Origin of the sequence: uncultured Aquimarina sp. (genome assembly GCF_947496855.1) — a bacterium.
In the GTDB taxonomy this organism is placed as follows: domain Bacteria; phylum Bacteroidota; class Bacteroidia; order Flavobacteriales; family Flavobacteriaceae; genus Aquimarina.
The window spans coordinates 543,461-568,308 of sequence record NZ_CANMED010000002.1 but is presented as its reverse complement, the minus strand read 5'-3'; the positions used below and the strand labels follow the sequence as shown (position 1 = coordinate 568,308).

At 32.4% G+C, this 24,848-nt stretch carries 20 protein-coding genes; 16 read left to right on the top strand and 4 right to left on the bottom strand.

All coding sequences use genetic code 11. The features are described 5' to 3' along the window. Positions 1 to 319 precede the first annotated feature (319 nt). Positions 320 to 1,297, bottom strand: coding sequence for a pyruvate dehydrogenase complex E1 component subunit beta (locus Q0921_RS08420; protein WP_299255875.1), 978 nt, complete (start codon positions 1,295 to 1,297; stop codon positions 320 to 322). A 164-nt stretch (positions 1,298 to 1,461) separates the two neighbouring features. On the opposite strand from Q0921_RS08420, the gene Q0921_RS08415 reads away from it, so the two are divergent. From Q0921_RS08415 to Q0921_RS08375, 9 genes are all read left to right on the top strand, one after another. Continuing rightward, a complete protein-coding gene (locus tag Q0921_RS08415) occupies positions 1,462 to 2,208 on the top strand; it encodes an electron transfer flavoprotein subunit beta/FixA family protein (protein ID WP_299255874.1) in 747 nt (248 codons plus the stop codon). A 53-nt stretch (positions 2,209 to 2,261) separates the two neighbouring features. Then, entirely contained in the window at positions 2,262 to 3,230 is a 969-nt protein-coding gene (locus Q0921_RS08410) for an electron transfer flavoprotein subunit alpha/FixB family protein (protein ID WP_299255873.1), read from the top strand. 87 nt (positions 3,231 to 3,317) lie between these two features. Next, positions 3,318 to 3,935 carry a bifunctional nuclease family protein gene (locus Q0921_RS08405; protein WP_299255872.1) on the top strand — a complete coding sequence of 206 codons (618 nt, stop codon included), beginning with the start codon at positions 3,318 to 3,320 and terminating at the stop codon, positions 3,933 to 3,935. A gap of 55 nt (positions 3,936 to 3,990) precedes the next feature. Continuing rightward, positions 3,991 to 5,694, top strand: a complete 1,704-nt coding sequence (locus Q0921_RS08400) for a nucleoside transporter C-terminal domain-containing protein (RefSeq protein ID WP_299255871.1) — start codon at positions 3,991 to 3,993, stop codon at positions 5,692 to 5,694. A 158-nt stretch (positions 5,695 to 5,852) separates the two neighbouring features. Further along, positions 5,853 to 6,677 (top strand): thymidylate synthase, encoded by an 825-nt coding sequence (locus Q0921_RS08395; protein ID WP_299255870.1) that lies wholly within the window; start codon positions 5,853 to 5,855, stop codon positions 6,675 to 6,677. Positions 6,678 to 6,714: 37 nt separating this feature from the next. After that, positions 6,715 to 7,140, top strand: a complete 426-nt coding sequence (locus tag Q0921_RS08390) for an energy transducer TonB (protein WP_299255869.1) — start codon at positions 6,715 to 6,717, stop codon at positions 7,138 to 7,140. Positions 7,141 to 7,244: 104 nt separating this feature from the next. Then, the gene (egtB, locus tag Q0921_RS08385; RefSeq protein WP_299256133.1) at positions 7,245 to 8,411 is read left to right on the top strand and encodes an ergothioneine biosynthesis protein EgtB; all 1,167 of its coding nucleotides are present in this window, start codon (positions 7,245 to 7,247) and stop codon (positions 8,409 to 8,411) included. Between the two features lie 9 nt (positions 8,412 to 8,420). Next, complete coding sequence (locus tag Q0921_RS08380) at positions 8,421 to 9,395, top strand: L-histidine N(alpha)-methyltransferase (protein WP_299255868.1); 975 nt, start codon at positions 8,421 to 8,423, stop codon at positions 9,393 to 9,395. 26 nt (positions 9,396 to 9,421) lie between these two features. Further along, positions 9,422 to 9,703, top strand: coding sequence for a DUF427 domain-containing protein (locus tag Q0921_RS08375; protein WP_299255867.1), 282 nt, complete (start codon positions 9,422 to 9,424; stop codon positions 9,701 to 9,703). 26 nt (positions 9,704 to 9,729) lie between these two features. On the opposite strand, the gene Q0921_RS08370 is transcribed toward Q0921_RS08375, so the two are convergent. From Q0921_RS08370 to Q0921_RS08360, 3 genes are all read right to left on the bottom strand, one after another. Further along, positions 9,730 to 10,026: an isoamylase early set domain-containing protein gene (locus tag Q0921_RS08370; RefSeq protein WP_299255866.1), complete on the bottom strand. Its 297-nt coding sequence runs from the start codon at positions 10,024 to 10,026 to the stop codon at positions 9,730 to 9,732. A 219-nt stretch (positions 10,027 to 10,245) separates the two neighbouring features. Further along, complete coding sequence (locus tag Q0921_RS08365) at positions 10,246 to 12,807, bottom strand: T9SS type A sorting domain-containing protein (RefSeq protein ID WP_299255865.1); 2,562 nt, start codon at positions 12,805 to 12,807, stop codon at positions 10,246 to 10,248. 309 nt (positions 12,808 to 13,116) lie between these two features. Then, a complete protein-coding gene (locus Q0921_RS08360; RefSeq protein WP_299255864.1) occupies positions 13,117 to 14,187 on the bottom strand; it encodes an aminotransferase class V-fold PLP-dependent enzyme in 1,071 nt (356 codons plus the stop codon). A gap of 78 nt (positions 14,188 to 14,265) precedes the next feature. Here Q0921_RS08360 and Q0921_RS08355 point away from each other — a divergent pair, with 78 nt between their 5' ends. The 7 genes from Q0921_RS08355 (at position 14,266) to fabD (ending at position 24,780) form a co-directional block, all read left to right on the top strand. Further along, positions 14,266 to 15,210, top strand: a complete 945-nt coding sequence (locus Q0921_RS08355; RefSeq protein WP_299255863.1) for a dihydrofolate reductase — start codon at positions 14,266 to 14,268, stop codon at positions 15,208 to 15,210. Between the two features lie 8 nt (positions 15,211 to 15,218). After that, a complete protein-coding gene (locus tag Q0921_RS08350) occupies positions 15,219 to 16,070 on the top strand; it encodes a fructosamine kinase family protein (protein WP_299255862.1) in 852 nt (283 codons plus the stop codon). A gap of 155 nt (positions 16,071 to 16,225) precedes the next feature. Next, positions 16,226 to 18,532, top strand: coding sequence for a cellulase family glycosylhydrolase (locus tag Q0921_RS08345; RefSeq protein ID WP_299255861.1), 2,307 nt, complete (start codon positions 16,226 to 16,228; stop codon positions 18,530 to 18,532). A gap of 84 nt (positions 18,533 to 18,616) precedes the next feature. Next, complete coding sequence (locus Q0921_RS08340) at positions 18,617 to 20,971, top strand: T9SS type A sorting domain-containing protein (protein WP_299255860.1); 2,355 nt, start codon at positions 18,617 to 18,619, stop codon at positions 20,969 to 20,971. 129 nt (positions 20,972 to 21,100) lie between these two features. Beyond that, entirely contained in the window at positions 21,101 to 23,080 is a 1,980-nt protein-coding gene (locus Q0921_RS08335; RefSeq protein WP_299255859.1) for a tetratricopeptide repeat protein, read from the top strand. Beyond that, positions 23,064 to 23,819 (top strand): LytTR family DNA-binding domain-containing protein, encoded by a 756-nt coding sequence (locus tag Q0921_RS08330; RefSeq protein ID WP_299255858.1) that lies wholly within the window; start codon positions 23,064 to 23,066, stop codon positions 23,817 to 23,819. Before Q0921_RS08335 ends, Q0921_RS08330 begins: the two co-directional genes overlap by 17 nt. A gap of 79 nt (positions 23,820 to 23,898) precedes the next feature. Continuing rightward, on the top strand, positions 23,899 to 24,780 hold the full coding sequence (gene fabD, locus Q0921_RS08325) for an ACP S-malonyltransferase (RefSeq protein ID WP_299255857.1): 882 nt from the start codon (positions 23,899 to 23,901) through the stop codon (positions 24,778 to 24,780). Positions 24,781 to 24,848: the final 68 nt, after the last annotated feature.

Below are 24,848 nucleotides of genomic sequence, written 5' to 3'. Positions count from 1 at the left end.
AAGCCCTGTTTTTTTTGATATTAATTACCAGTATTAAAAAATTTAACTCTGTTTAATCAATTTAAATGTTGTCGTTTTTTATCTAAAACATATAAATACATAAATACCCTACCTTCAAATTATATATTTAAAAATGTTTTGCTTTAAACATTAATAATAAGGTTAAAGCAAAACATTTTTAAATATATAATTTTAGTATTTCAAAGTACCTAAGTGTTGATGTTTGTAAATTAGATTAGTTTTATCAAATTCCGAGCCAATATTGGCGAAAAATGAATTAAAATTTAAAAACTATCAAACACAAAGAAAAGGGTTCATTTTATTTATACATTACTTTTTTGACAGCTTTAACAACATCTTGGCTATTTGGTAACCATTGCTCAAATAAAACAGGGGAATATGGAGTAGGGGTGTCTGCTGTGTTTATTTTTATAATGGGAGCATCCAAATAATCAAAAATATTAGATTGAACTTGATATGTAATTTCTGAAGCAATATTAGCAAGAGGCCACGCTTCTTCAAGTATAACTAATCGATTAGTTTTTTTTACTGAAGCAAAAATTGCATCAAGATCAAGAGGGCGTACTGTTCTTAGGTCAATAATCTCACAAGAAATATTTTCTTTCGCAAGCTCATCCGCTGCTTTATAAGCTTCTTTAATTATTTTTCCAAAGGAAACAATAGTTACATCATTTCCTTCTCTTTTGGTTTCTGCCACACCAATAGGAATCGTATATTCCCCTTCTGGTACTTCACCTTTATCTCCATACATTTGCTCGCTTTCCATAAAAATAACGGGATCGTTATCACGAATAGCAGATTTTAGTAAGCCTTTAGCATCTTTTGGATTAGATGGGATGACAACTTTTAACCCTGGAGTATTAGCAAACCAATTCTCAAACGCTTGGGAATGTGTAGCTCCTAATTGACCAGCTGAAGCTGTTGGGCCTCTAAAAACTATTGGAATATTAAACTGACCTCCACTCATTTGACGCATTTTTGCAGCGTTATTGATAATTTGATCAATACCAACTAATGAAAAGTTAAAGGTCATGTATTCTACAATAGGGCGATTGCCATTCATAGCACTACCTATTGCGATTCCAGAAAAACCTAATTCAGAAATAGGAGTATCGATAACTCTTTCTGATCCGAACTCATCGAGCATTCCTTTACTAGCTTTATAAGCTCCATTATACTCAGCCACTTCTTCACCCATTAAGTAAATAGACTCATCTCTGCGCATTTCTTCGCTCATTGCTTCGCAAATTGCTTCTCTGAATTGTATCGTTTTCATTTATAAAATAATTATTTTTGTCCTACTCGAAAGGCAAAAGTAGCAATTAATACCTTTTAGTGATCATCGAAAATTGAAAAATTTACTATGCATGCATAGTAAATTCGACATTTTATTTGTACTTTCGCTTTTATTATTAAATTCTCAAAAAATACCTATATAAAATGAAGATATTAGTTTGTATTAGCCATGTGCCAGACACTACTTCTAAAATTAATTTTACAGAAGGTGACACTAAGTTTGACACAAATGGAGTACAGTTTGTAATTAATCCTAATGATGAGTTCGGATTGACCCGTGCTATGTGGTTTAAGGAAAAGCAAGGTGCATCTGTTGATGTAGTAAATGTTGGTGGAGCAGAAACAGAACCTACCCTAAGAAAAGCGCTAGCAATCGGAGCAGATAACGCAATTCGAGTAAATGCAGAGGCCACTGATGGTTTTTATGTAGCTAAGCAATTAGCAAAAGTAGTGCAGGATGGAGGTTATGATCTTGTAATTGCAGGAAGAGAGTCAATTGATTATAATGGAGGTATGGTACCTGGAATGTTAGCTGCCCTAACAGGAGCTAATTTTGTGAACACTTGTATAGGATTGGAAGTGGAAGGAGACGTAGCTACAGCTATTCGTGAGATTGATGGAGGAAAAGAAACATCTACGACAAGATTACCGCTTGTTGTTGGTGGTCAAAAAGGTTTGGTAGAGGAAAGTGATCTTCGTATTCCTAATATGAGAGGAATTATGATGGCTCGTAAAAAACCGCTTACAGTTGTCGAAGCTATTGAAACTGCTCAGGAAACTAAAGCTGTTAAATTCGAAAAACCTGCTCCTAAAGGTGAGGTAACTTTAGTTTCTCCGGATAATGTAGGTCAGTTAGTAGAGTTATTACATAACGAAGCTAAAGCAATATAATAATATAAATGGATACCTATTTGTTATAGGGTCAATATAAAAAAATAGTATATATGTCAGTTTTAGTATACACAGAAAGTGAAGGAGGAAAGTTCAAAAAAGCAGCTTTCGAAGTAGCGTCTTATGCAAAAGAGGTTGCTAATATGCTTGGTACTACCGTTACCGCTGTTAGTGTTAATGCGAATGATAGTAGTGAGCTTGGGAACTATGGTGTTGATAAAGTATTAGAGATTAAAAATGAGAAGTTAACTACTTTTAATGCAAAAGCATATGCTGATTCATTAAAACAAGCAGCTGATAAAGAAGGCGCAAAAGTAGTAGTGGTTAGTTCTAGTGCAGATAGTAAGTTTTTAGCATCTATGTTAGCTGTAAATCTTAATGCAGGATATGCTTCTAATGTTGTTGCTTTGCCAGAAAGTGCTTCTCCTTTTACTGTGAAGCGAACAGCTTTTACGAATAAAGCATTTAATCTTACTGAAATCTCAACAGATGTTAAGGTTATAGGATTATCAAATAATGCTTTTGGACTTAAAGAAGTTTCAGGTGCTGCTGCCGCTGAAGGGTTTGATCCCTCCTTATCTGATGAAGATTTTACAGTTAATGTAACTTCAGTAGATAGAGCTACTGATAAAGTTTCTATAGCAGATGCAGAAGTTGTGGTTTCTGGAGGAAGAGGTCTTAAAGGACCAGAAAATTGGGGGATGATAGAGGAACTTGCAGATGTTCTTGGCGCTGCTACGGCTTGCTCTAAACCAGTTAGTGATATGGGGTGGAGACCCCACGGAGAACACGTTGGTCAAACAGGAAAACCTGTGGCAACTAACTTATATATCGCAGTAGGAATTTCAGGAGCTATTCAGCATCTTGCAGGTATTAATTCTAGTAAGGTGAAAGTGGTAATCAATAATGATCCAGAAGCGCCGTTCTTTAAGGCTGCAGATTATGGGATTGTTGGTGATGCCTTTGAGGTAGTACCTCAGTTAATTGAAAAATTAAAGGAATTTAAGGCGAATAACGCATAATTTTCATAAATTGTGCCCAATCAAGGGCTGTTTGAACTTAGGTAAAGTCCATTTGTTCAAACAGCCTTTTTTTTATTGAAAATAACTATGAGTTTAGTTCGTCTGAACATAAAAGGAATATCGTACAGTCAAACCCAAAATGGTGCTTATGCACTAATTTTAAGCGAGGTAGATGGAGAAAGGAAATTACCAATTGTTATTGGTGCATTTGAAGCACAATCAATAGCGATAGCCTTAGAGAAGGAGATTAAACCTCCCCGTCCATTAACTCATGATTTATTTAAAAACTTCGCAGATCGATTTGATATAGTTGTTAAGCAAGTAATTATACATAAACTAGTGGATGGTGTTTTTTATTCTAGTATTATTTGTGAACGTGATAAAATCGAAGAGATTATTGATGCCAGAACCAGTGATGCCATCGCTTTAGCATTACGTTTTCAAGCACCTATATTTACGTACAAGAATATTTTGGATCAAGCAGGAATTTATTTAAAAGTAAATCCTAAAAATGATGATGAAGACGATCCAGAAAGCCTGTTGGTAGACGAATTGGTTTCTGATGATCTGGAAATGATCGGGAAGGAAACCAGTTATCAGGATTTATCTCTTGAAGAATTGAATCGTATGCTTGAACAAGCAGTTGCCAATGAAGACTATGAATTAGCGGCAAGAATAAGAGATGAGATTTCAAAACGCGGTTAAATTTTGATCACTTTTACCACATATTCCGAAACATTATAATATTACTTCTATTTTTATGAAAAAAGGACTATTATCTTTCCTGTTATCATTATTTGCTTTTACTGTAATCTCGGCTCAATCTATTGAGAAAAAGTGGGTTTTGAAAAGTGTGAAAGGAGCATCTGAAAATACTTTTCAAGTCGGTAAGAAAGATTATTTACAGTTGGATAAGGGTTCGTTTTCTTATTCGTTTAATAACGAATTAGAAAGACTTAATGGTGATTATGTAACACAAAATAGAATATTGCTTTTTTTTCCAGAAAATGTAGAAGATTCTATTATAAAGTATAAAATTCGAAGTATTTCCGACTCTACGTTGGTGTTGACTAAAAAAAATATTTCATACTCACTTACTGCCGAAGAAAAAATAGTTGAAGTAGTTCCTGCAGCCATAGGTGGTGAGCTTATCCCAAATCAAGGTTTTTCTTTTACAAGTTTTTGGAGAGGTGTTTTAGGAATGTTAACCTTATTATTAATTGCATTTTTATTTAGCAGCAATAAAAAAGCAATTAATTGGAAAACAGTTGGATTAGGTATCGGGTTTCAATTAATAATTGCAATTGGAGTTTTAAGAGTACCGTTTGTTCAAACTATATTTGAATGGGTTGGAGGTTTATTCGTTAGTGTTTTAGACTTTACCAGAGCAGGAAGTAAATTTCTGTTTGAAGGTTTGGTTGTAGACATGGATACTTTTGGATTTATATTCGCTTTTCAAGTATTACCGACTATTATATTCTTTTCAGCTTTAACTTCCTTATTATTTTATTTAGGTATTATTCAAAAAGTTGTAAAAGGCTTGGCTTGGTTGTTAACTAAAGCACTAAAGATATCTGGAGCAGAAAGTTTAAGTGTCGCTGGTAATATCTTTTTGGGACAAACAGAAGCACCTCTATTAATTAAGGCGTATTTAGAAAAGATGAATAAGTCAGAAATGCTATTGGTTATGATCGGTGGCATGGCAACTGTTGCAGGAGCTGTACTAGCAGCTTATATAGGATTTTTAGGAGGAGACGACCCAATTTTAAGATTGCAATTTGCAAAACATCTATTAGCGGCATCAGTAATGGCAGCTCCAGGCGCAATTGTTATTTCTAAAATACTATTTCCACAAACAGAAAAAATTAATACGGACGTATATGTTTCTTCAGAAAAAATAGGATCTAATATTTTAGACGCTATAGCAAATGGAACAACAGAAGGCTTAAAACTAGCAGTAAATGTTGGTGCTATGCTACTAGTGTTTGTAGCCTTTATTGCCATGCTTAATGGTATGTTAGGTTGGGTTGGAGACATTACTTCTATCAACACTTGGATAGCATCAAATACAGTATATCAAAGTTTATCTCTTGAACTTATTTTAGGTTATCTTTTTGCACCATTAATGTGGTTGATTGGAGTAGCCAAAGAAGATATAGCTTTAATGGGTCAACTTCTTGGGATAAAACTAGCAGCGAGTGAGTTTGTTGGTTATATACAATTGGCAGATTTAAAAGATGTAACGAATGCAACACATCTTACCTATAACAAATCCGTTATCATGGCAACATATATGTTGTGTGGTTTTGCAAATTTTGCATCTATAGGAATTCAAATTGGAGGGATTGGTTCGCTTGCTCCGGGACAACGAAAAACATTATCGGAGTTTGGAATGAAAGCACTAATCGGAGGAACTATTGCTTCATTATTGTCGGCTACGATAGCTGGAATGATTATTGGATAAAAATTATAGGTATTTTTTGTAGGAAATGCATTTATCAAATAGGTTTTACAACTATTTCATAATCTACATATTAATAGATATCTAGAAACCTATTTTTTGTATATTTGGCAGGAGTCAGTATTTATTTAACAAACCCAAAAGAAAGTTATTAAGGGAATATGAAGCAATATCTTGATCTGGTGCAGCACGTACTAGAAAATGGCAATGAAAAAGGAGATCGAACTGGAACGGGTACCAAAAGTGTTTTTGGTTATCAAATGCGTTTTGATTTGAGTGAGGGCTTTCCGATGGTTACTACAAAGAAACTACATCTTAAATCAATTATTCATGAATTATTATGGTTTCTGAATGGAGATACCAATGTTAAATATTTGCAAGAGAATGGGGTTCGTATCTGGAATGAATGGGCAGATGAAAATGGAGATCTGGGACCGGTTTATGGACACCAATGGCGTAATTGGAATGGTGATGAAATTGATCAGATTGAAGAAATTATAGATGCATTAAAAAATAATCCTAACAGTAGAAGAATGATGGTGTCAGCATGGAATCCTAGCGTTTTGCCAGATACCTCAAAATCTTTTTCCGAAAATGTGGCAAATGGTAAAGCAGCTTTACCTCCTTGTCATGCTTTTTTTCAGTTTTATGTTGCGGATGGGAAACTATCCTGTCAACTATATCAAAGAAGTGCTGATATATTTTTGGGCGTACCGTTCAATATAGCATCTTATGCCTTATTTACTATGATGATGGCGCAAGTGTGCGGATATGAAGCGGGAGAGTTTATACATACGTTTGGAGATGCTCATATATATAACAATCATATGGAGCAATTAGAATTACAGTTATCCAGAACTCCAAGAAAATTACCCACTATAAGGATCAATCCTGAGGTAAAAAATATTTTTGGCTTTGTTTTTGATGACTTCATATTGGAAGACTATAATCCGCACCCTCATATAAAAGGTGCAGTTGCAGTTTAGCTCCCCCCTAAATCCCTAAATTTAAACTGAATTTATGATGAAAAAACTACTATTTATTATTACAATTTTATGCTCAACTTTTTTGTTTGCTCAGGATAATATTATTCTGTCTAAGGAGAATGCAAATGAAAAAGGAATTACACCTATGTGGCCTAAATGTGAGGATTCTAGACAAGGTCCACTAAAGTGCTTTGATAATAATTTGAGAAATCATATTATTAGAAATTTCAGATACCCTGAGATTGCCGAAAAAGATGGATTAGAAGGTACAGTTACTGTAGAATTTATAATAAACAATAAAGGTAAGCCTGAGGTAATAGATGTAAAAGGTGCTCATAGATATCTTCAGAGAGAAGCTGTTAGAATTATACGAGCAATTCCTAAGATGAAACCCGGTAAGTGGGGTAAAAAGCCTATTGCAGTTGCTTATGAAGTGCCAATTACTTTTATCAAACCAAAATAAATACTAAGGCATTTTTAACAATGGATTAACTCTACTATAAAGTAGTGTCAAGATAAAAATCATTAAATTTGAGTGTATTCGTAAATCGAGTACACTCTTTTTTTATGGTAATAACTGATAATTTACTTTCTTCTTTGTTAGATACTAGGGCTCATTCAGAAGAAATTTGTGCTTCACTTCAGACAGAAGATTACGTAGTTCAACCTATAGTAGATGTTTCTCCTCCAAAATGGCACTTAGGTCATACTACTTGGTTTTTTGAAGAATTTATTCTATCTAAATATAAAGCAGGTTACTCTCGGTTTCACGATAATTTCGCATATGTTTTTAATAGTTATTATGAAAGTATCGGTAAACGTGTGATAAGAACTAATAGGGGAAATCTTTCTAGGCCTACTGTTAGTGAAGTATACGAGTATAGAGATTATGTGACTAATAATTTACATTCTTTATTGGAGGATGTGGATAGTAAAGAAATTAGATCTCTTGTAGAGATAGGTATCCATCATGAGAAGCAACATCAAGAATTATTACTCACAGATATTAAATATATATTAGGGAATAATCCATTATTGCCTAAGTATAATGATACTTTTAACGAAAACCCTAATACCCAATCTTCTTTAGAGTATCATACTATGAGCGAGGGTATATATGAAATTGGGTATAAAGGAAATGACTTTTGTTATGATAATGAATTAGGAGTTCATAAAGTGTTTCTAGAAGAATATAGCATAGCTAAAAGTCTTGTGACAAATAAAGAATATTTAGAATTTATTGATGATAATGGCTATGAAAATAGTCTTTTATGGCACGCAGAAGCTTGGGATTGGATAAAGAATAATCATATAAAAATACCATTATACTGGCATCAAATTGATGCGGAGTATCATCAATATACCTTAAGAGGATTGAAAACTCTAAATCTTAATGCTCCAGTAACACACATATCTTATTATGAGGCATTTGCTTTTTCTCAATGGAAGGGAGAGCGTATTCCTACGGAATTTGAATGGGAAGCAGCACAGCAATTTTTTGATTGGGGATCAAGATGGGAGTGGACCGAAAGTGCTTATCTACCTTATCCTAATTATACCAAAGCTCCTGGCGCACTTGGCGAGTACAACGGCAAGTTCATGGTTAATCAAAAAGTCCTTAGAGGAGGGTCTATAGCTACTCCTAAAAATCATACAAGGCCAACGTATCGTAATTTTTTTCACCCGCAGCTAAGATGGCAATTTAATGGATTGCGATTAGTAAAAAATAAATAATCCCCATACATGAGTTCAAAAGATCAAAACGTATTAACTTGTACTTTCGGTAAAGAAGTACACGAAGGACTAACGACTTTTCCAAAATATTTATCTTCTAAATTCTTTTATGATGAAGTAGGAGATAAGCTTTTTCAAAAGATAATGGATTTACCAGAATATTATCTTACTAATGCTGAATATGATATTTTTCAATTACATAAAACTAATATTCTACAGAGTTTTGATACTCATAAAGAGGGTTTTGATCTTGTAGAATTAGGTGCTGGAGATGGTAAAAAAACAAAGGTATTACTTAGGGAACTACTTGATCGAAAATATACGGTTACCTATCATCCAATAGATATTAGTGAAAATGCAATCGACGGATTGGTTAAAAATCTTTTTAAAGAATTACCGAATCTTAGTGTGCAGGGTCAGATAGGAGAATATTTTGAAGTTTTAGATAGGCTAAAAGATATTAGTGACCGTAAAAAAGTAATTATGGTTCTTGGATCCAATATAGGTAACTTATTACATCCAAGAGCTATTCAGTTTTTGAAAAAGTTGAATGCTGTAATGCATCCAGATGATCTTGTATTTATAGGTTTTGACCAAAAGAAACATCCGCAGAAAGTTTTAGACGCCTATAACGACAAATCTGGTGTGACTGCAGCATTTAATAAAAATGTTTTAGCAAGAATCAATAAAGAGCTTGAAGGTAATTTTGATCTGGATTCTTTTATTCATTGGGAGGTATATGATCCAGAAACGGGAACGGCAAAAAGTTACCTTGTAAGTACAAAAAAGCAAACTGTAGATATTGATTATCTGTCGTTGCAAGTGCATTTTGAAGCTTGGGAAAGTATCCACACAGAGATTTCTCAGAAGTACGATGATGATACAGTTAAGTGGTTAGCAGAGGAGTCAGGATTTAAGATTACAGGTGCTTTTACTGATGAAAATGAGTATTATAAAAATTACGTTTTTAAAAAATCGGAATAGGTTTTTTTGATCAAAAAAATAAAAATATGAAAGCAATTTGGAATAATGAAATCATTGCAGAAAGTAATGATACAAAGGTCATTGAAAATAATCATTATTTTCCACCAGAAGCAATTAAAAAAGAATTTTTTAAATCAAGTGGGACTCATACTAACTGCCCTTGGAAAGGAGTTGCATCCTATTACACTGTTACAGTAAACGGTAAAGAAAATATGGACGCAGCTTGGTATTATCCGGAAACTAGTGATCTGGCTAAACAAATAAAAGGGTACGTGGCATTCTGGAAGGGTATTGAGGTTGTAGAATAGTAGCTACAACCCCAAATCTTTTTTTATTAAAGTACAAGTAAACTGTTCTCTGCAGCTGCAAAATCATTCCACTGATATCCATCAGCCTCTGATTCATTAGTCCATTGTCCGTCTACAACATACTTAAATTGAAATTTCTGATCTTTCGGTAGGTTCAAAGTTCCTTTAAACGTACCATTTTTTAACTTTTTTAATACTGTAGTTTCAGTGTTCCATTCATTAAATTCTCCTGCTACACAAACATTAGTCGCTTCTTTTGCCGGAACAGAAAAAGTAACTTTACAGATAGGTTTTGACTTTAAGTATTGTTTGGTTATTGCCATAATTTTAGTTTAAAATTAATTCTTGGTTCATAAAATTCAAGGGAAATTACCACAAAACATTAAAAAATAAAAGTGTAAACTCACGGATTTTCAATAATTTAATCAACATTTAACAATTAAATATTAACGATAACGATATAGTATCTGTAACCTAAACAGGTATTTTGATACTATAATGGTTTTTTAGAATTATAGCATTGCACAAAATTATAAATACTATTAATGGCTGACTATAAACCTTAAATTTTGAGTTTCTTTTTTATGATAGTCTACAGATAATATATATATACCGTTAGTTAAATGTGATACCTCAATGTTGTTTCTATCTGTTATGAGCTTTTGAGAGTCAATTGTTATTTGTTTTCTTCCTTGTAAATCATAAATATTGATTGCTACAATTTTGTTTGTATTACTTGTCGATTTCTGTATGGACATTTGATTACTAACTGGATTTGGGAATAGTTTTATATCCTCGGTATTAGTACTTATAAAATCTCTGTTAACTTGATTACTTGCATCAATTAGTTTCCATTTAGTGCAATTGCCTGTGTACTCTTGTGATACTTGTGTGATAGGAATGGATTCATCTGTATTGGCAGAACAGCCTTGAGATCTTATCCAATTATTTGTTTGTCTATTTTGGATCCTAAAATACCCTTCTTCATCAGTCTCTATTAATTTCCATTGCTCGCACCATCCAAAAGAACCAGACCCAACCTGAACTATTTCGATAGAATCATTAGCGGTATTACTGCAATTTTTTGGTCTATACCTTCCATTGGTTCCTTTATTTTGTAAATAGTAATATCCATCATCTGTAGGTATAAAATCAAACATTGTACAGTTTCCTGTATTATTAGTAGAAGTAACAACTAATGGTGTAATTTCGTTATAGTCGCTTGCACATCCTTTTGTTCGTATCCAATGTTTAGTGGCTTTGTTTTCTAATCTCCAAAGCTTACCGGTAATATCAATTTCATTATCCTCTCCTTGCCACCATAAATTACCAAAATTTTCTATTTGTGTGAAGTTACGTGGTTTGACCCAAGTAGCATAAATAGATCCAATAATGTTTTCTACTCCTTGTGAAGCTGTTTGCCATTGATTAAAATTTAAATTAACATCAGCATCGTAAAATGCTCCTACAACCTGTTCAAAACCTAAATCAGAGAAAAACTTAAGTGATTTTGTACCTCTATCAATAATTTTTTGACCTTCCCACCAGGTAGCAAGTATAACTTTATTTGGATTTACTGTCACCCATGATTGGTCTAAAGTATTATTTATTTGATAATAATCTGCGATCGCATTATGTTCGGGATCTATCATATCACTCCAGAAATAATATGAAGCATCAGGCGCAACCGCAAAAAGATCATCAAAAGCACGTTTAATACTGTTAGCTAAAGCTGCTCCAGAAGTTCCAATTTGTATATCTGAAGGTTCCCATCCACCTGTTCTGATTTCTGAGTAATTTAATAGAAAACCGTCTGGACGAAAATCAGTTTGTAATCTCTGATGTATTTGACGCATTCTCATATAAATTTCTGGATTATTCCATGATGCAGATATCTGACCTCCAGCAGTAGGTAACGCGTGATATCCATAAATCTCTACAATATCACCTTCTTTGATATTGGCAGTATTCTCGATGTTTATTTTTGGTGCTTGATGATGAGTATCAAATGCTCCAGAAAATCCTGATTGCCCTAGTTGTTCATCAATTGGTAAGTTCACATCCGAACCAAAAGAAAGTGCTTGTCCATTACTATGTTTTATAGATTTTGGAAGGTCATTTCTGTTAATCCAATTTAGAACTGGCGTATCTATAATAGAAACATCATCCCACCAAATAGTCCCTTCTATCCCTCCAAAAACCGCCAATGCTAAATCTACTTTGTTAGCATTTAGGCTATTAAATGCTATACGAACCTCTTCCCAACCATCTGTGGTAAGTTTGTTCGTTCCATTATAATATTGACGTCCTCCATTATCTTTTGGTAAGGATATATGTAAATTAGTAAGTGTACGATTGGTGTTGTTTGCATCTCTTATAAGTGCTGCCAAATTTCTAGTGGATAAGTTTTCGGTTTTGATCCAGAATCGCAATGTATATTGATGAAAAGGTTGTACATCAAATTCCGTAAAAATTCTAGAATCTTTGTTACCAGTCGCTTCTGCTCTAAATGAAGCATTCCCACTTCTTTTGATATTAGTATCTATAAAAGTGCGCTCTCCTATTGCATCTTGAAATCTCCATCCTATAGCTCGATTACCTTCAGAATCTTCGAACCCTCCATTAGAAATATTAGATGAGTTAACAGGAATAAGTTCTCCATTCGCAGCTCTTAGTTTTTGTTTTTTAATAGGATATCCAGTTGTTAAGTTAGGGTCGGACGCTATTAGTGAGCTTGCAAATCCCATAGAAATAGTAATAAAATGTAATTTCATTCCTCTTTCTTTAATCCCATCAACTAATACTTGGATTCTTTCATCCCATCTGGATCCAGCGGTTCCATTGAGTCCATAAGAGTTTAGTTTAGTGTCAGAGTATAAAACGGTATCAGCTCCTGCTTCTTTTGCTTTATCTATATGAATGAATAACTCTTCTGGAGTATCTACTACCAGATTAGCAGACATATGTAATATTTTATCTTCTTTCCCAATGACTTTAGCAATTATATTGCTTGGGTCAATATTTGATATAGGTACTTCTTGAGAAGTGGTTAAAAAAGAAATACATAAAAATAATAGAGTGAGTAATAAGTTGAGTTTTCTCATGATATTTTGTGTTTACGATTTAAGGAAAAATGGGTAATCCGTTTGGTTTTATTGTTATAATAAGAAAGGTACTTCTTTGTTAATGTATTTAGATATACTAAAGCAATATTTGGTTAGTACTAATTTGTAGTTATCTATTATAACTTTGTGGTTGGTAATCAGTTTAATAATAACTGTTTATTTACCTCAAAAAATCGTGTCATTTTTAAAATCAGAGAGAGAATCACTTATTGCATATTTTAATGTAATAACTGTTCGTATTATTTCTACAATTTATGTGGAAATAGAGTACTTATGAAGAAAAAGTTTTTATATGTGTTTTAATAGGATGTCAATATCATCGGTGGTATTATAAAAATGTAAGCTTATCCTTATTCCGTTTCCTCTTAGAGAAGTAATAATATTTTTTTCTTTAAGAGAATTATGTAATTCTTTAGTTCCTGTTATATTGAAAATAGAGCTATGATCGTCTCTTTCTATTACATCTGTCTCTAGTAAGTTCAAAGCAACTAATTTCGCTTTTGTATAATTAATTAGTTCTTGCATGTTTTCTTCAATTTTAGGAAGACCAATTTTGGATAGAAATTCCAAAGAAAACTGTAAACTTCTAAAGTTAAAAGTATCTAAGTGCCCACATTCATATCTGGCTCTTAGATTCGTATAAGAAGAATCATAACTACTAGTAGCGGCAGCTTTACTGTAAGTATCTGGTGTGATTTGATCAAGAATACCTTCTTTAAACAATAAGAATCCGTTACCATAACCTCCTAACAACCATTTGTAACCACTACAACCAAGAATGTCAATTCCTGAAGAATCAAAATCAAAAACTCTAGTTCCACAAAATTGCGTACCATCAGCAATTATTATAAGGTCTGGATTTTTTAGTTTTAACTGTTTAAGAAATTCAAGATTAATAGCTATCCCATTGGTGTATTGTACTAAACTAAAAGCGAAAATATCAGGATTATACGTGGAGATAGCATTTTCAATATTTTCCTCTAATAATGTATTGACTTTAGCATAGCATACATCAAATCCTTTAGTAATTGTCGAAAAGTTTATAGAAGGGTAATCTCCATCCAAAAGAAGTACTTTTTGATTTTTTTCTAATCCGTTTAATATGGTATTAAAGCCTAATGAAAAGTTTGGTGTTAATACTATATTTTCTAATTTACAGCCTAAAAAGGAACTAATTGCTTTTCTTACGGCATTCAAAAGTTTTTCTTGATGGTCTCTAAACATGCTTCCTCCAATTAGAAAATCAAGGTCGTGTTCTTGTCTATAATCTAATAAAGAATCATATAATAAACCAGAGGATGCTGTGTTGAGATATGTGTTTTGTGATAATACGGGAAATTCTTTTTTAAAATTCTTCATAAGTTATTTTACGGCTTTTTAGTAAAACCTTTATATTTACTTGGATAATTAATCAAGCATTACTAAGGTACTATTAAAATGTTTTCAAAAAGAAAAGAAACTCCACAAATTGATCCTGTACAGCGTGAATTATATGAACATGCTCGTAAACGGATTGTTCAAAAGAAAAGACTATTTCAGCATTTTATAGTGTTTTTAGTTGGATCTGTGTTTTTGGTTGTTCTCAATCTATTAGTTGGTATTGGTAAAGAGATTACATTATTTGGTATAGACTGGTGTACGATCGTTGTTGCTTCTTGGGCATTTTTGTTTGTTTTACATTTTTGTAATGTATGGTTGTTTCACAAGTTCATGGGAGCTGAATGGACAAGTAATCAAATGGAGCGATTGATAGCTAAACAAAAAGATGAAATTGCATTAATTCAAAAGGATGTAGACCAGATGTATCCAAAAGATGAATTAGTTAAAAAGAAAGAAGAATTCATAAAGCAACAACAACCAAAAGTTATGGATGAACCTTTAGTACCTGAGTATGATCAAATAATTACAATGATAGCGGCGGCTGGAGAAAATAATGCATTAGGTAAAGACAATGATCTGGTTTGGCATCTACCTGATGATTTTAAACGTTTTAAACAACTGACTACGGGACATCATATTATTATGGGGCGTAAAACTTTTGAATCCTTTCCGAAGCCTTTGCCAAATCGTGTACACGTAGTAATTACTAGAAATCAGGATTATAAACCAGATGGTGCTATCGTAGTCCATTCTATGGAAGAAGCTCTAAAAATTGCAAAAGATGATCCACAACCATTTATTATAGGTGGTGGAGAGATTTATAAAATAGGAATGAAATATTCTGACTGTATCGAACTTACTAGAGTTCATGGAACATTCGAAGCGGATACCTTTTTTCCGGAAATAGATGCGGAACAATGGGCTGTTGATAAGAAAGAACTTCACGGAGCGGATGAACGACACAAATATGCATTTACATATTTAACGTATATGAAGAAGTAATTTTTTATTTGCTATCAAAAGAATTCATAAAACATTTAGAGAATCTTCTTTCTGAGAAAATTATTTCTACAAACCCTTTGTCAGGAGGGGATATTAACGAAGTATTTCTTTTAACCACTAATGATAGGGAAGTAGTAGTTAAAATTAACAACGACTCTAAGTTCCGAGAGATGTTTAAAGCTGAAGCAAGGTGTTTAAAAGAATTGACGGATGTAGGTGTTTTTATAATACCAGGAGTGTTAGAATTTGGAGAGCATAACGATATTACTTTTTTGGTGCTAGATTATATAGAAGAAGGAAAAAAAGTAAAGAATTTTTGGTCTGTCTTTGGCGAAAAATTGGCAACATTACATAAGAATAGCAAATCTTGTTTTGGTTTTGAAAGCGATAATTACATAGGTAGTTTGCCACAATATAATTCTAAATATTCTTCTGCTTCTGAGTTTTATATAGCTCAGAGATTACAACCACAATTTGCATTAGCTATGCAAAAAGGCTTTTCTTTTAAAAACTTAGATTCTTTTTATGAAAATACGAAAGCAGAAATTCCAAGTGAAGCTTCAAGTTTAATACATGGGGATCTTTGGAGTGGAAATTTTATTAGTGCTGTTAATGGCTATCCTTGTTTGATAGATCCTGCAGTAGCATATGCACCTAGAGAGATGGATATTGCTATGATGCATCTGTTTGGAGGTTTTGATCAAGAACTTTTTGGAGTTTATAATGAGATTTTTCCACTAATAGAAGGTTGGAAAACGAGACTTGAAATTTGGCAATTGTACTATTTATTGGTGCATCTTAATTTGTTTGGAGACTCTTATTTATCAAAAATCCAATTAATCATTCGAAAATACTCTTAATTCTTGGTTTAGTATTTTTTCTGTTCTTTTATTAAAACGCATTGCAAATTAAAAGAGGTCAATTATTGATTGAGAATGGTAGTTCATCAAATTGGGCATTTCCATTGATTGTTTTAGAGGCTATTTTAGGTGTCTAACACAAATCAATCTTTATTATGAGAAAAATAGACCTATTAATGATCGTGATGATACTATTCATGATGTTTCAGTTATCCGCACAAACAATTGTGGAAAGACATGGGCAATTAAGAGTAGAAGGGACCAAAATAAAGGACAAATGTAATAGAACTACTCAATTAAAAGGGATGAGTTATTTCTGGCATCAATGGGAAGGAGACGAGTATTGGAATAGTAATGCGTTAAAATGGTTGAGAGATGATTGGAAAGTAGAAATAGTGAGAGCAGCAATGGGTGTTCGCGGAAGTGGCGGAGATTATATTGATGATCCTGTAGGTTCTGTAAATCAGGTTAGAGCAGTAGTGGATGCTGCAATAGAACATGGGGTTTATGTTATTATAGATTTTCACGCTCATCCTAATTATAAAGAAGAAGCTAAAACTTTTTTTAAACAAATGTCTAAAGAGTATGGAGCATATCCGAATATTATTTATGAGATATGGAATGAACCTATTGGTGAGTATAATAATCATGTAGGGACTTGGAATGAGATAAAAAGTTACTCCAGAGAAGTGATTGCAGAAATTAGAGCAAATGATTCCAATAATATTATTGTAGTAGGTACTCCATTTTATTCGCAAAGGGTAGATACTGCGGCAGATAATCCTCTAACTACAGATAGTAATAACAATCCTGTAAGTAATATTGCGTATACAATTCATGCATACGCTGGAGCACATAAACAATCATTAAGAGATAAAGCTAATTATGCAATTAATAAGGGATTAGCATTGTTTATGACGGAGTGCGGAAGAGTTGGTACTAATTATGGACCTAACAACAATCTAGATGCTGCAGAATGGAATCTTTGGGAACAGTGGATGGATACTAATGATATTAGTTATTGTAAGTGGTCATTAAGTAATAAAGATGAAATTAGTTCATCTCTTAACAGGTCAGCGAGTCCAAATGGAAATTGGAATTATAATAATGATCTTACTGCCGAAGGAAAATGGAATAGAGATCATTTTAGAGCAGTGAATACACCGCCATCATCCTGTGATGATACAGGAGGAACGGATGAAGATGTAATTAAGTCATTAATAGCTCCTGATCAGGTGATTAAAGGAGGGAGGGCTTTTGTTGAAATAGAATATTCTTCTAGTGTTAGTAGAGATATTGTAGCTGTTTTTCAATTAAATAAAAGTCCTTATACTGTTTATGGGTCAAAAAGAGTAAATGTTTCAGAAGGTACAGATGCTATCAGTTTAGAAATTCCTATTGATACAAATACTCCGGTGGCTGATAATGACTATAAATTTCAGGTTTTTATTACAACTCAAGGTGGAGATTGGAACGAAAGATTGCATACTATTTCTAAAATAAATATTGATTGTATCGAAAATACAGGAAATGTAATAGTCAGAGCAAAAGGAGCTAATAATTCAAAAATTGAAGTACGTTATAATGATGCGTCAATTGATAATGCTATAACACTTACTAATAGCTTTGTTAATTATAATTTTTCGGTCTCTGAGACGACAGGAAACTTTAAAGTAGCTTTTATTAACGACGATATAGGAAGAGATGTAGAAATCGATTGGTTAGAAATTGATGGAGAAAGAATTCAAGCAGAATCAAGGGAAGAAAATACGGGTGCCTGGGATGAAACTTGCGGCGGAGGAAGTTTTACACAAGTTATTCATTGTAATGGTTATATTAATTTTGGAAGCGATACCAATTCAAATCAAAATGGAACTATTGAAATAGGTGCAAAAGGAAACTGTGGAGGCGAAAAAATTCAGTTATTAATTGACGGTAAAAAGGTGTCTGAATGGTCTTTGGAAAGTGACATTGCGGTCTATACATATACTGGGTATGAAAATAATCAGAACATAAAAGTGTCTTTTGTAAATGATGCCAGTATAAATAATTGTGATAAAAATGCATATATAGATTGGATTAAAGTATGTGATACAACATATCAAACAGAGGAGGTTGCTTCCAGAACGGGTTGTGGAAATCCAGAGTGGTTATTTTGTAACGGTAATTTTGATTTTGGTAGTTCAGGTTGTGGCAATAAAATTCCAAATGAAGGCACCAAAAAAATATTCAATGTATTTCCAAATCCTGTTACTGATAATAAGATTACTGTAAAAGGTTCTGAATTGTATTCAGTAGCAATTTATAATATAGAAGGAAAAAAGGTATACGAAGAAACGGAAGTGTCCAATACCAAAATTATTTTAACAGAAAGTCTAAATGATGGGTTTTATATACTAAAGATATATGATCGAATCACTAAAACATCAGAGACGAAAAAAATAATCATAAACAATCATTAGTTAGGTAGAAAATAAACACCAAGTTATTATGCTTGGTGTTTATTTTTATAGCTAGTATATAAATTGGTTACAATATATAAGATTATGAAAAAAATAAAATTAATGATAGTTTTTAGTATGCTGTTTGGATTTTATGCAAGTGCACAAATAACGTATTACGTAAGTTCTCAGAGTGGGAATGATACTAACTCAGGATTAGATCAAAATGTAGCTTTTAGATCAATTCAGAAAGCAGTAAACTCTGTAAGCGAAGGCGATACTGTGAAAATTTTATCAGGTACATACACAGGTGAAAACGATAGTCCGTGGAGTGAAATTTTTATGTCTATCTCTGGATCAGAAGAAAAGTATATTACCTTTTCTGGAGTACCAGATGAACAAGGAAAGTTTCCTGTAATAGTTTCAGCTTCGGTAAAAGGAATCGATCTGTTAGGATCTTCATTTGTAATTATAGAAAATTTAGAATTTGTTCCAGCTAATCAAGATGTAAAAGGAATGATTGACAATCCTTCTTTTGGAATAGAATTGTGGAGGGCAAGAAGAGCTATTGGAATAGATAATGGTTCTCATCATATTATCATTCGTAATAATTATGTACACGATTTTCCCGGAAATGGAATTGCCATTGGTGGATCAGAAGTGGTTTTAATAGAAGGGAATTTGGTAGAACATTGTGCGTTCCAAAGTCGAAATGGAAATAGTGGAATTTCATCATATCAACCTGCAAATTTGAATGTTAGTAGCTTTTCAGAATATCCAAACCATAGAATTATTTATAAAGATAATGTTTCTAGATATAATGTGAATCTTAGAGGGTTTTTAGGAGGAGGTAATAGAATTACGGATGGTAATGGAATTATCGTCGATGATCATATCCAGGATCAAAAAGAAAATGGCGTTCCTTATAGCAGTAAAACACTTTTGATCGGAAATGTTTGTTATGGCAATGGCGGACAAGGAATAAATGTATTTTCTAGTGATAATGTAGATGTCTATAACAATACCTTATTTGATAATGCGCAAAGTACCCGTATTTCTAATCCTGCATATCCAATTGCTGTTGGGGATTCTCAATTGTCAATAGGAAGAGTAAAAAATGCTCGTGTAAAGAATAATATTTTATATAATTCTAATGTTTCAAAAACAACAATATCAAGATATCAGGATGAAAATATAAGCTACGATCAAAACATACATTGGAACGCAACTGGAAATCCAGAACCGTTAAGTTCTAATGATTTTATTGCAGATCCAAAGTTGAAAAGTATTCAAGCATTAAATGAATCGCAAACCAATTTATTAGCCACTACATCAAATCCATTTAATACAGATGGAGCTTCTGCAAAATTATTTACTCCTACAAGGAATAATAGTTTCCCTATTCAGGATATGGACCTACAGTCTAACAGTCCAGCTATAGATACTGGCATTAATGTGGGATTTGGAGCTGTTATTGGATTATCAATTGATATAGGTGCTAAGGAATTTGACGGAATGATAACTACATTAGAGGATAAGGTTATCTCTACATTAGTACCAAATCAAGTTGTTCTCGGGCAAGAAACTAATATTACAGTATCATATGAGGCAAAAGAGAATAGAGATATATCAATTGTTTTTCAACTAGATTCTAGCCCTTACACCGTTTATAAAACTAATAGAATTAGAGTTTCTAGGGGTTCGGAAACCGTTGAAGTACCAGTTTCCATACCAGAAGATACACCTATTGGAGTTGATAAATATCAGTTTCAAGTATATATAACTGCTGTTGGAGGAAATTGGAACAACCGATTTAGTAATCTAAATAAACCCAATATTGATTGTGTTTCAGAAGATATTGGGGTTACACAAGTTTTAGAAGTAGGAGCAAAAGGAAATTGCTCTGGTGAAAAAATAGAAATTCTTTTGGACAATGAATCAGTAACCCAATTTACTTTAACCAATGATATTGACGTGTATCGGTATACTAATTATAAAGAAGGCCAAAACATTAAGATAGCTTTTGTGAATGATGATAATAGTGCCTGCGATTTAAATGCCTATATCGATTGGATTAAAATTTGTAACACCTTATATCAAACGGAAGATTACTCCAGTAGAACAGGATGTGGTTCTTCAGAATGGTTATTTTGTAACGGTAATTTTGATTTTGGAAATGTTTCTTGTGATCAAAATCGAAGTAGAGAAACAACTATGGAATCGATAGTAGTATATCCTAACCCTGTATCTAATTCATTTTTTGTTGAAAATATCAAGAATGAATCACTTTCAATTAAAGTTATAAATCTTGAAGGGAAAGTGCTTAAGTCATTTCAATCCGAAACAAATGATATCACAGCAGGGATTGCCATAGATGATCTTCCTAAAGGAATGTACTTGCTAAGTATCTTTTCTAAAAGGAATAAAGAACAAAAAACTATTAAAATTTATAAAGAATAAAACCATTCGCAATACATTTAAAGAAAATACAGTTAATAAAGCAGATGATTATTGAAATCATCTGCTTTGTCTATTTTAATGTAGTTTTCGAGAAATTGTAGTCACATATGAAATACTTAAAATATTAGGGTGAAATTGTATAAGAAATATACTTGTTGGTTTTTTTTGATTTTTACTACAGTAGTAGCATCACAGATACAGATTAAGGAAAATATTAGTATAAAAGATAGTTTGTTAGCTATTTACGCAATTTGTGATGATGTTGAACAGGCCAAGGCGTCTTATCATCTTAGTTTGTATTATAAGGATGTAGATATGGATACTTCTTTACAATATGCAGAAGTTTCTAAGAAATTATCATTGTTATATAAGGATTATGGCTTGTATGCGCGTAGCTTAAAACGATTAGGAGTTATTTATATGTATTCCGAAGATGTAGATTTAGCCTATAATTATTTTAATAGGGCTAAACGTATTGCAAATGATGAGAAAGATTATCTTCTAATTGCAGATATTCAATCAGACATGGGATTATTGTTTCAAAGAAAAAGTGATTATAAAGAATCACTAAATAATCTAATGGAAGCCTATTATTTTTTTAAAGATGAAGAGCCATCAGTAGAAAAGCATAAGTCATTAAATAGATTAGGAATTTTATATTCTAAGCTAAATAAAAATGATAGATCAGTTGATATATTCTCCGAAGCTTTAGAGGTAGCAATACTCCTTGGTGAAAAAGATAGAGAAATCACTAGTTATATAAACTTAGCTGTGATAGAAACCCAATTAGAAAATTTTACAAATGCGATCTTATTATATAAAAAGATATTAGACAAAAGTCTAGATGATAATCTTACATATATTAATCAAAGGAGGACCTGTTATAACAACCTAGCATTTAATTATTATAAGGAAAAAAAGTATGATTCAAGTCTTGTTTATGCAAAAAAATCTTTAGCTATTAAACAAGGTAAATTGTTTGACAGTAGAGTAGGACAAACGTACCGCACTTTAGGCAATGTGTATCTTGATACAGGATCCTATGAAAAAGCAGAATATAATCTCAATAAAGCGCTATCAATTGCAGAAGAGTATGAAATTAAAACCGCAATTATTGATGCTTACAAAGATTTGTGTAGATATCATAAGAAAACAGAAAACTATAAGAAAGCGCTCATGTATTATGAGAAATTTGCGTCATTAGAATCTAAATTATTGGATAAAAACTTCTCTGAGCAGATATCGAAAATTGAATCTTCAAAAGTAATTGAAGAAAAAGATGTTGCTTATGCTTCTTTATCAAAAGAGAAAGCAGAAGATAAAAAAGAATTCGAATCAGATATAGAAAGAATCATTTGGATCGGAAGTATTGTTTTAATCGGGATTATAGGAATGATTGTACTATACGTTTATCGCAATAGAGTATATCTTGCCGAAAAACAGAAGCAAATTTCTATTATGAAATTATTTGCATTAAGGTCACAAATGAACCCTCATTTTATTTTTAATACAATAAATGGAGTGCAAAATTCTATATTGAAATCGGATAAGTTTAGTGCGTATAATTACTTGAGTAAATTTTCTCAATCTATCAGGTTGATTCTGGATAATTCTAATGATTCTTTTATCAGATTACAAAAAGAATTAGACCTTATTAAAGTATATGTAGATTTAGAAAAAATACGATTTAGAAATAAACTAGATTTTACACTAATGGTGGATCCTAATATCGAAGAACAAAATCCTTATATTCCTGCAATGATTTTACAACCTATCATAGAAAATTCAATAATCCATGGTATTAGTAATAAACCAGATGGCGGTCATGTTTCCTTAACTATAGAACCTTACAGTAGTAACTTAAAAATTATAGTAGAAGATAATGGCATAGGAAGAAAAGAGGCACAAAAAATAAAAATGTCTAAGCCAAAAGGTTTTGTAGGAATTACCTCAATAAATACAAAACAGCGAATTGATATATTGGTAAAATCTGGATATAAAGATGCTAGATATTATTTTGAAGATCTTTTTGATGAAAATAATGAGGTAAAAGGAACTAGGAGTATATTAATTCTACCATTAAAGAATATGTATGACAAAAATAATTAATGCAATTATAGTAGATGACGAATTAAACGGTATAGAAAATTTACAATCACTAATTGTAACATTCTATCCAAAAATTGAAATTGTAGGTACTGCGCAGACGTTTGAAGAAGCGCAAACTCTTTTAGAATCATATACAATTGATGTTGCTTTTTTAGACATACAGATTGGTACTAGAAGTATTTTCGAGTTTTTAGAAAAATTTGCAAGAATCGATTTTGAAATAATTTTTATGTCAGCACATAATCATGCACTAGAAGCTTTTAGATATATGGCATTGGATTATCTTCTAAAACCTATCGATATTGATGATTTTAAAAAGGCTATAAATAGACTTTTAGAAGGTTTGGAGAGAAGATACTTTGCCAATAATGCAAAAGAATTGATAGAACAGCTTAAGCTAGAAAAGGATAAGTTTAATAAAATATCTATTCCCACTTTTGATGGATACGAGATTGTTTCTATCAGTTCGATTTTATATTGCCTAGCCGATGGAAGTTATACCCAATTGACACTCAGTAATAATAAACATATTATAGCTTCACAGAATTTAAAATACTATGAGTACTTGCTAGAAAATTTTGGTTTTTTAAGGATTCATAATTCTAGTTTAATTAATAAGGATCATATCACGCGTATTAGCAAGTCTGATGGAGGGTTTGTTGTAATGGACAACGGAAAAAAATTATCAATTTCTAAAACTAGAAAAGTAGATTTTTTCAAGAGTTTTAAAATAAAGTAGCCTGTCTAAAAACATTTTTTAAGTGAATTACTCTTGTGATTTATACTTACTTTTGTTAAAATTTTAAAATACACAGTACATGAACGCATATGTTTTTCCAGGTCAAGGAGCTCAATTTTCTGGAATGGGGCTGGGCTTATATGAAAATTCAGAAATTGCAAAAGAACTTTTTCATAAAGCCAATGATATTTTAGGTTTTGAAATAACCAAAATCATGTTTGAAGGCACAGCTGATGAGTTAAAGGAAACAAAAGTAACTCAACCAGCCATATTTTTACATTCTGTAATCTTAAGTAAAGTGTTAGGTGATAGTTTTAATCCAGATATGGTAGCTGGTCATTCTCTAGGTGAGTTTTCTGCTTTAGTGGCTAATGGAACATTAAATTTTGAAGACGCTCTTAGATTAGTTTCTAAAAGGGCGTTGGCAATGCAAAGCGCTTGTGAATTAAAACCTTCTACAATGGCTGCTGTTTTAGGGTTAGATGATGAAGTAGTAGAAAAAGGATGCGAAGAAATTGAAGGAGTAGTAGTAGCTGCTAATTATAATTGTCCTGGTCAATTAGTTATTTCTGGAGAAGTAGAAGCAATAGAGAAAGCTTGTGAACTTATGAAAGAAAAAGGAGCTCGTAGAGCTTTAGTACTGCCTGTAGGAGGAGCTTTTCATTCTCCGTTAATGGAACCCGCTAGAGAAGAATTAGCGGCGGCAATAGAAGAAACAACTTTTAATACACCGAACTGTCCGATATATCAAAATGTAACCACAACCGCAATTACGGATCCTGAGGAAATTAAAAAGAATTTAATGGCTCAGTTAACTGCTCCTGTAAAATGGACGCAAAGTGTGAAAAATATGATGAAAGATGGAGCAACATCATTTACAGAGGTTGGTCCTGGAAAAGTACTATCAGGATTGGTGAAAAAAGTAGATAGATCTATGGAAACTATTTCTGCATCGATCTAATATAAAAGAAACAATGAAAAAAACCTCGAAAGCTTATGAATTTTCCGAGGTTTTTTTATGTATAGTAC

What these genes read in the sequence shown, in the direction of transcription:
- Q0921_RS08420 (WP_299255875.1), bottom strand. Translation starts at nt 1,297, where the DNA reads ATGAAAACGATACAATTCAGAGAAGCAATTTGCGAAGCAATGAGCGAA.
- Q0921_RS08415 (WP_299255874.1), top strand. Translation starts at nt 1,462, where the DNA reads ATGAAGATATTAGTTTGTATTAGCCATGTGCCAGACACTACTTCTAAA.
- Q0921_RS08410 (WP_299255873.1), top strand. Translation starts at nt 2,262, where the DNA reads ATGTCAGTTTTAGTATACACAGAAAGTGAAGGAGGAAAGTTCAAAAAA.
- Q0921_RS08405 (WP_299255872.1), top strand. Translation starts at nt 3,318, where the DNA reads ATGAGTTTAGTTCGTCTGAACATAAAAGGAATATCGTACAGTCAAACC.
- Q0921_RS08400 (WP_299255871.1), top strand. Translation starts at nt 3,991, where the DNA reads ATGAAAAAAGGACTATTATCTTTCCTGTTATCATTATTTGCTTTTACT.
- Q0921_RS08395 (WP_299255870.1), top strand. Translation starts at nt 5,853, where the DNA reads ATGAAGCAATATCTTGATCTGGTGCAGCACGTACTAGAAAATGGCAAT.
- Q0921_RS08390 (WP_299255869.1), top strand. Translation starts at nt 6,715, where the DNA reads ATGAAAAAACTACTATTTATTATTACAATTTTATGCTCAACTTTTTTG.
- egtB (WP_299256133.1), top strand. Translation starts at nt 7,245, where the DNA reads ATGGTAATAACTGATAATTTACTTTCTTCTTTGTTAGATACTAGGGCT.
- Q0921_RS08380 (WP_299255868.1), top strand. Translation starts at nt 8,421, where the DNA reads ATGAGTTCAAAAGATCAAAACGTATTAACTTGTACTTTCGGTAAAGAA.
- Q0921_RS08375 (WP_299255867.1), top strand. Translation starts at nt 9,422, where the DNA reads ATGAAAGCAATTTGGAATAATGAAATCATTGCAGAAAGTAATGATACA.
- Q0921_RS08370 (WP_299255866.1), bottom strand. Translation starts at nt 10,026, where the DNA reads ATGGCAATAACCAAACAATACTTAAAGTCAAAACCTATCTGTAAAGTT.
- Q0921_RS08365 (WP_299255865.1), bottom strand. Translation starts at nt 12,807, where the DNA reads ATGAGAAAACTCAACTTATTACTCACTCTATTATTTTTATGTATTTCT.
- Q0921_RS08360 (WP_299255864.1), bottom strand. Translation starts at nt 14,187, where the DNA reads ATGAAGAATTTTAAAAAAGAATTTCCCGTATTATCACAAAACACATAT.
- Q0921_RS08355 (WP_299255863.1), top strand. Translation starts at nt 14,266, where the DNA reads ATGTTTTCAAAAAGAAAAGAAACTCCACAAATTGATCCTGTACAGCGT.
- Q0921_RS08345 (WP_299255861.1), top strand. Translation starts at nt 16,226, where the DNA reads ATGAGAAAAATAGACCTATTAATGATCGTGATGATACTATTCATGATG.
- Q0921_RS08340 (WP_299255860.1), top strand. Translation starts at nt 18,617, where the DNA reads ATGAAAAAAATAAAATTAATGATAGTTTTTAGTATGCTGTTTGGATTT.
- Q0921_RS08330 (WP_299255858.1), top strand. Translation starts at nt 23,064, where the DNA reads ATGACAAAAATAATTAATGCAATTATAGTAGATGACGAATTAAACGGT.
- fabD (WP_299255857.1), top strand. Translation starts at nt 23,899, where the DNA reads ATGAACGCATATGTTTTTCCAGGTCAAGGAGCTCAATTTTCTGGAATG.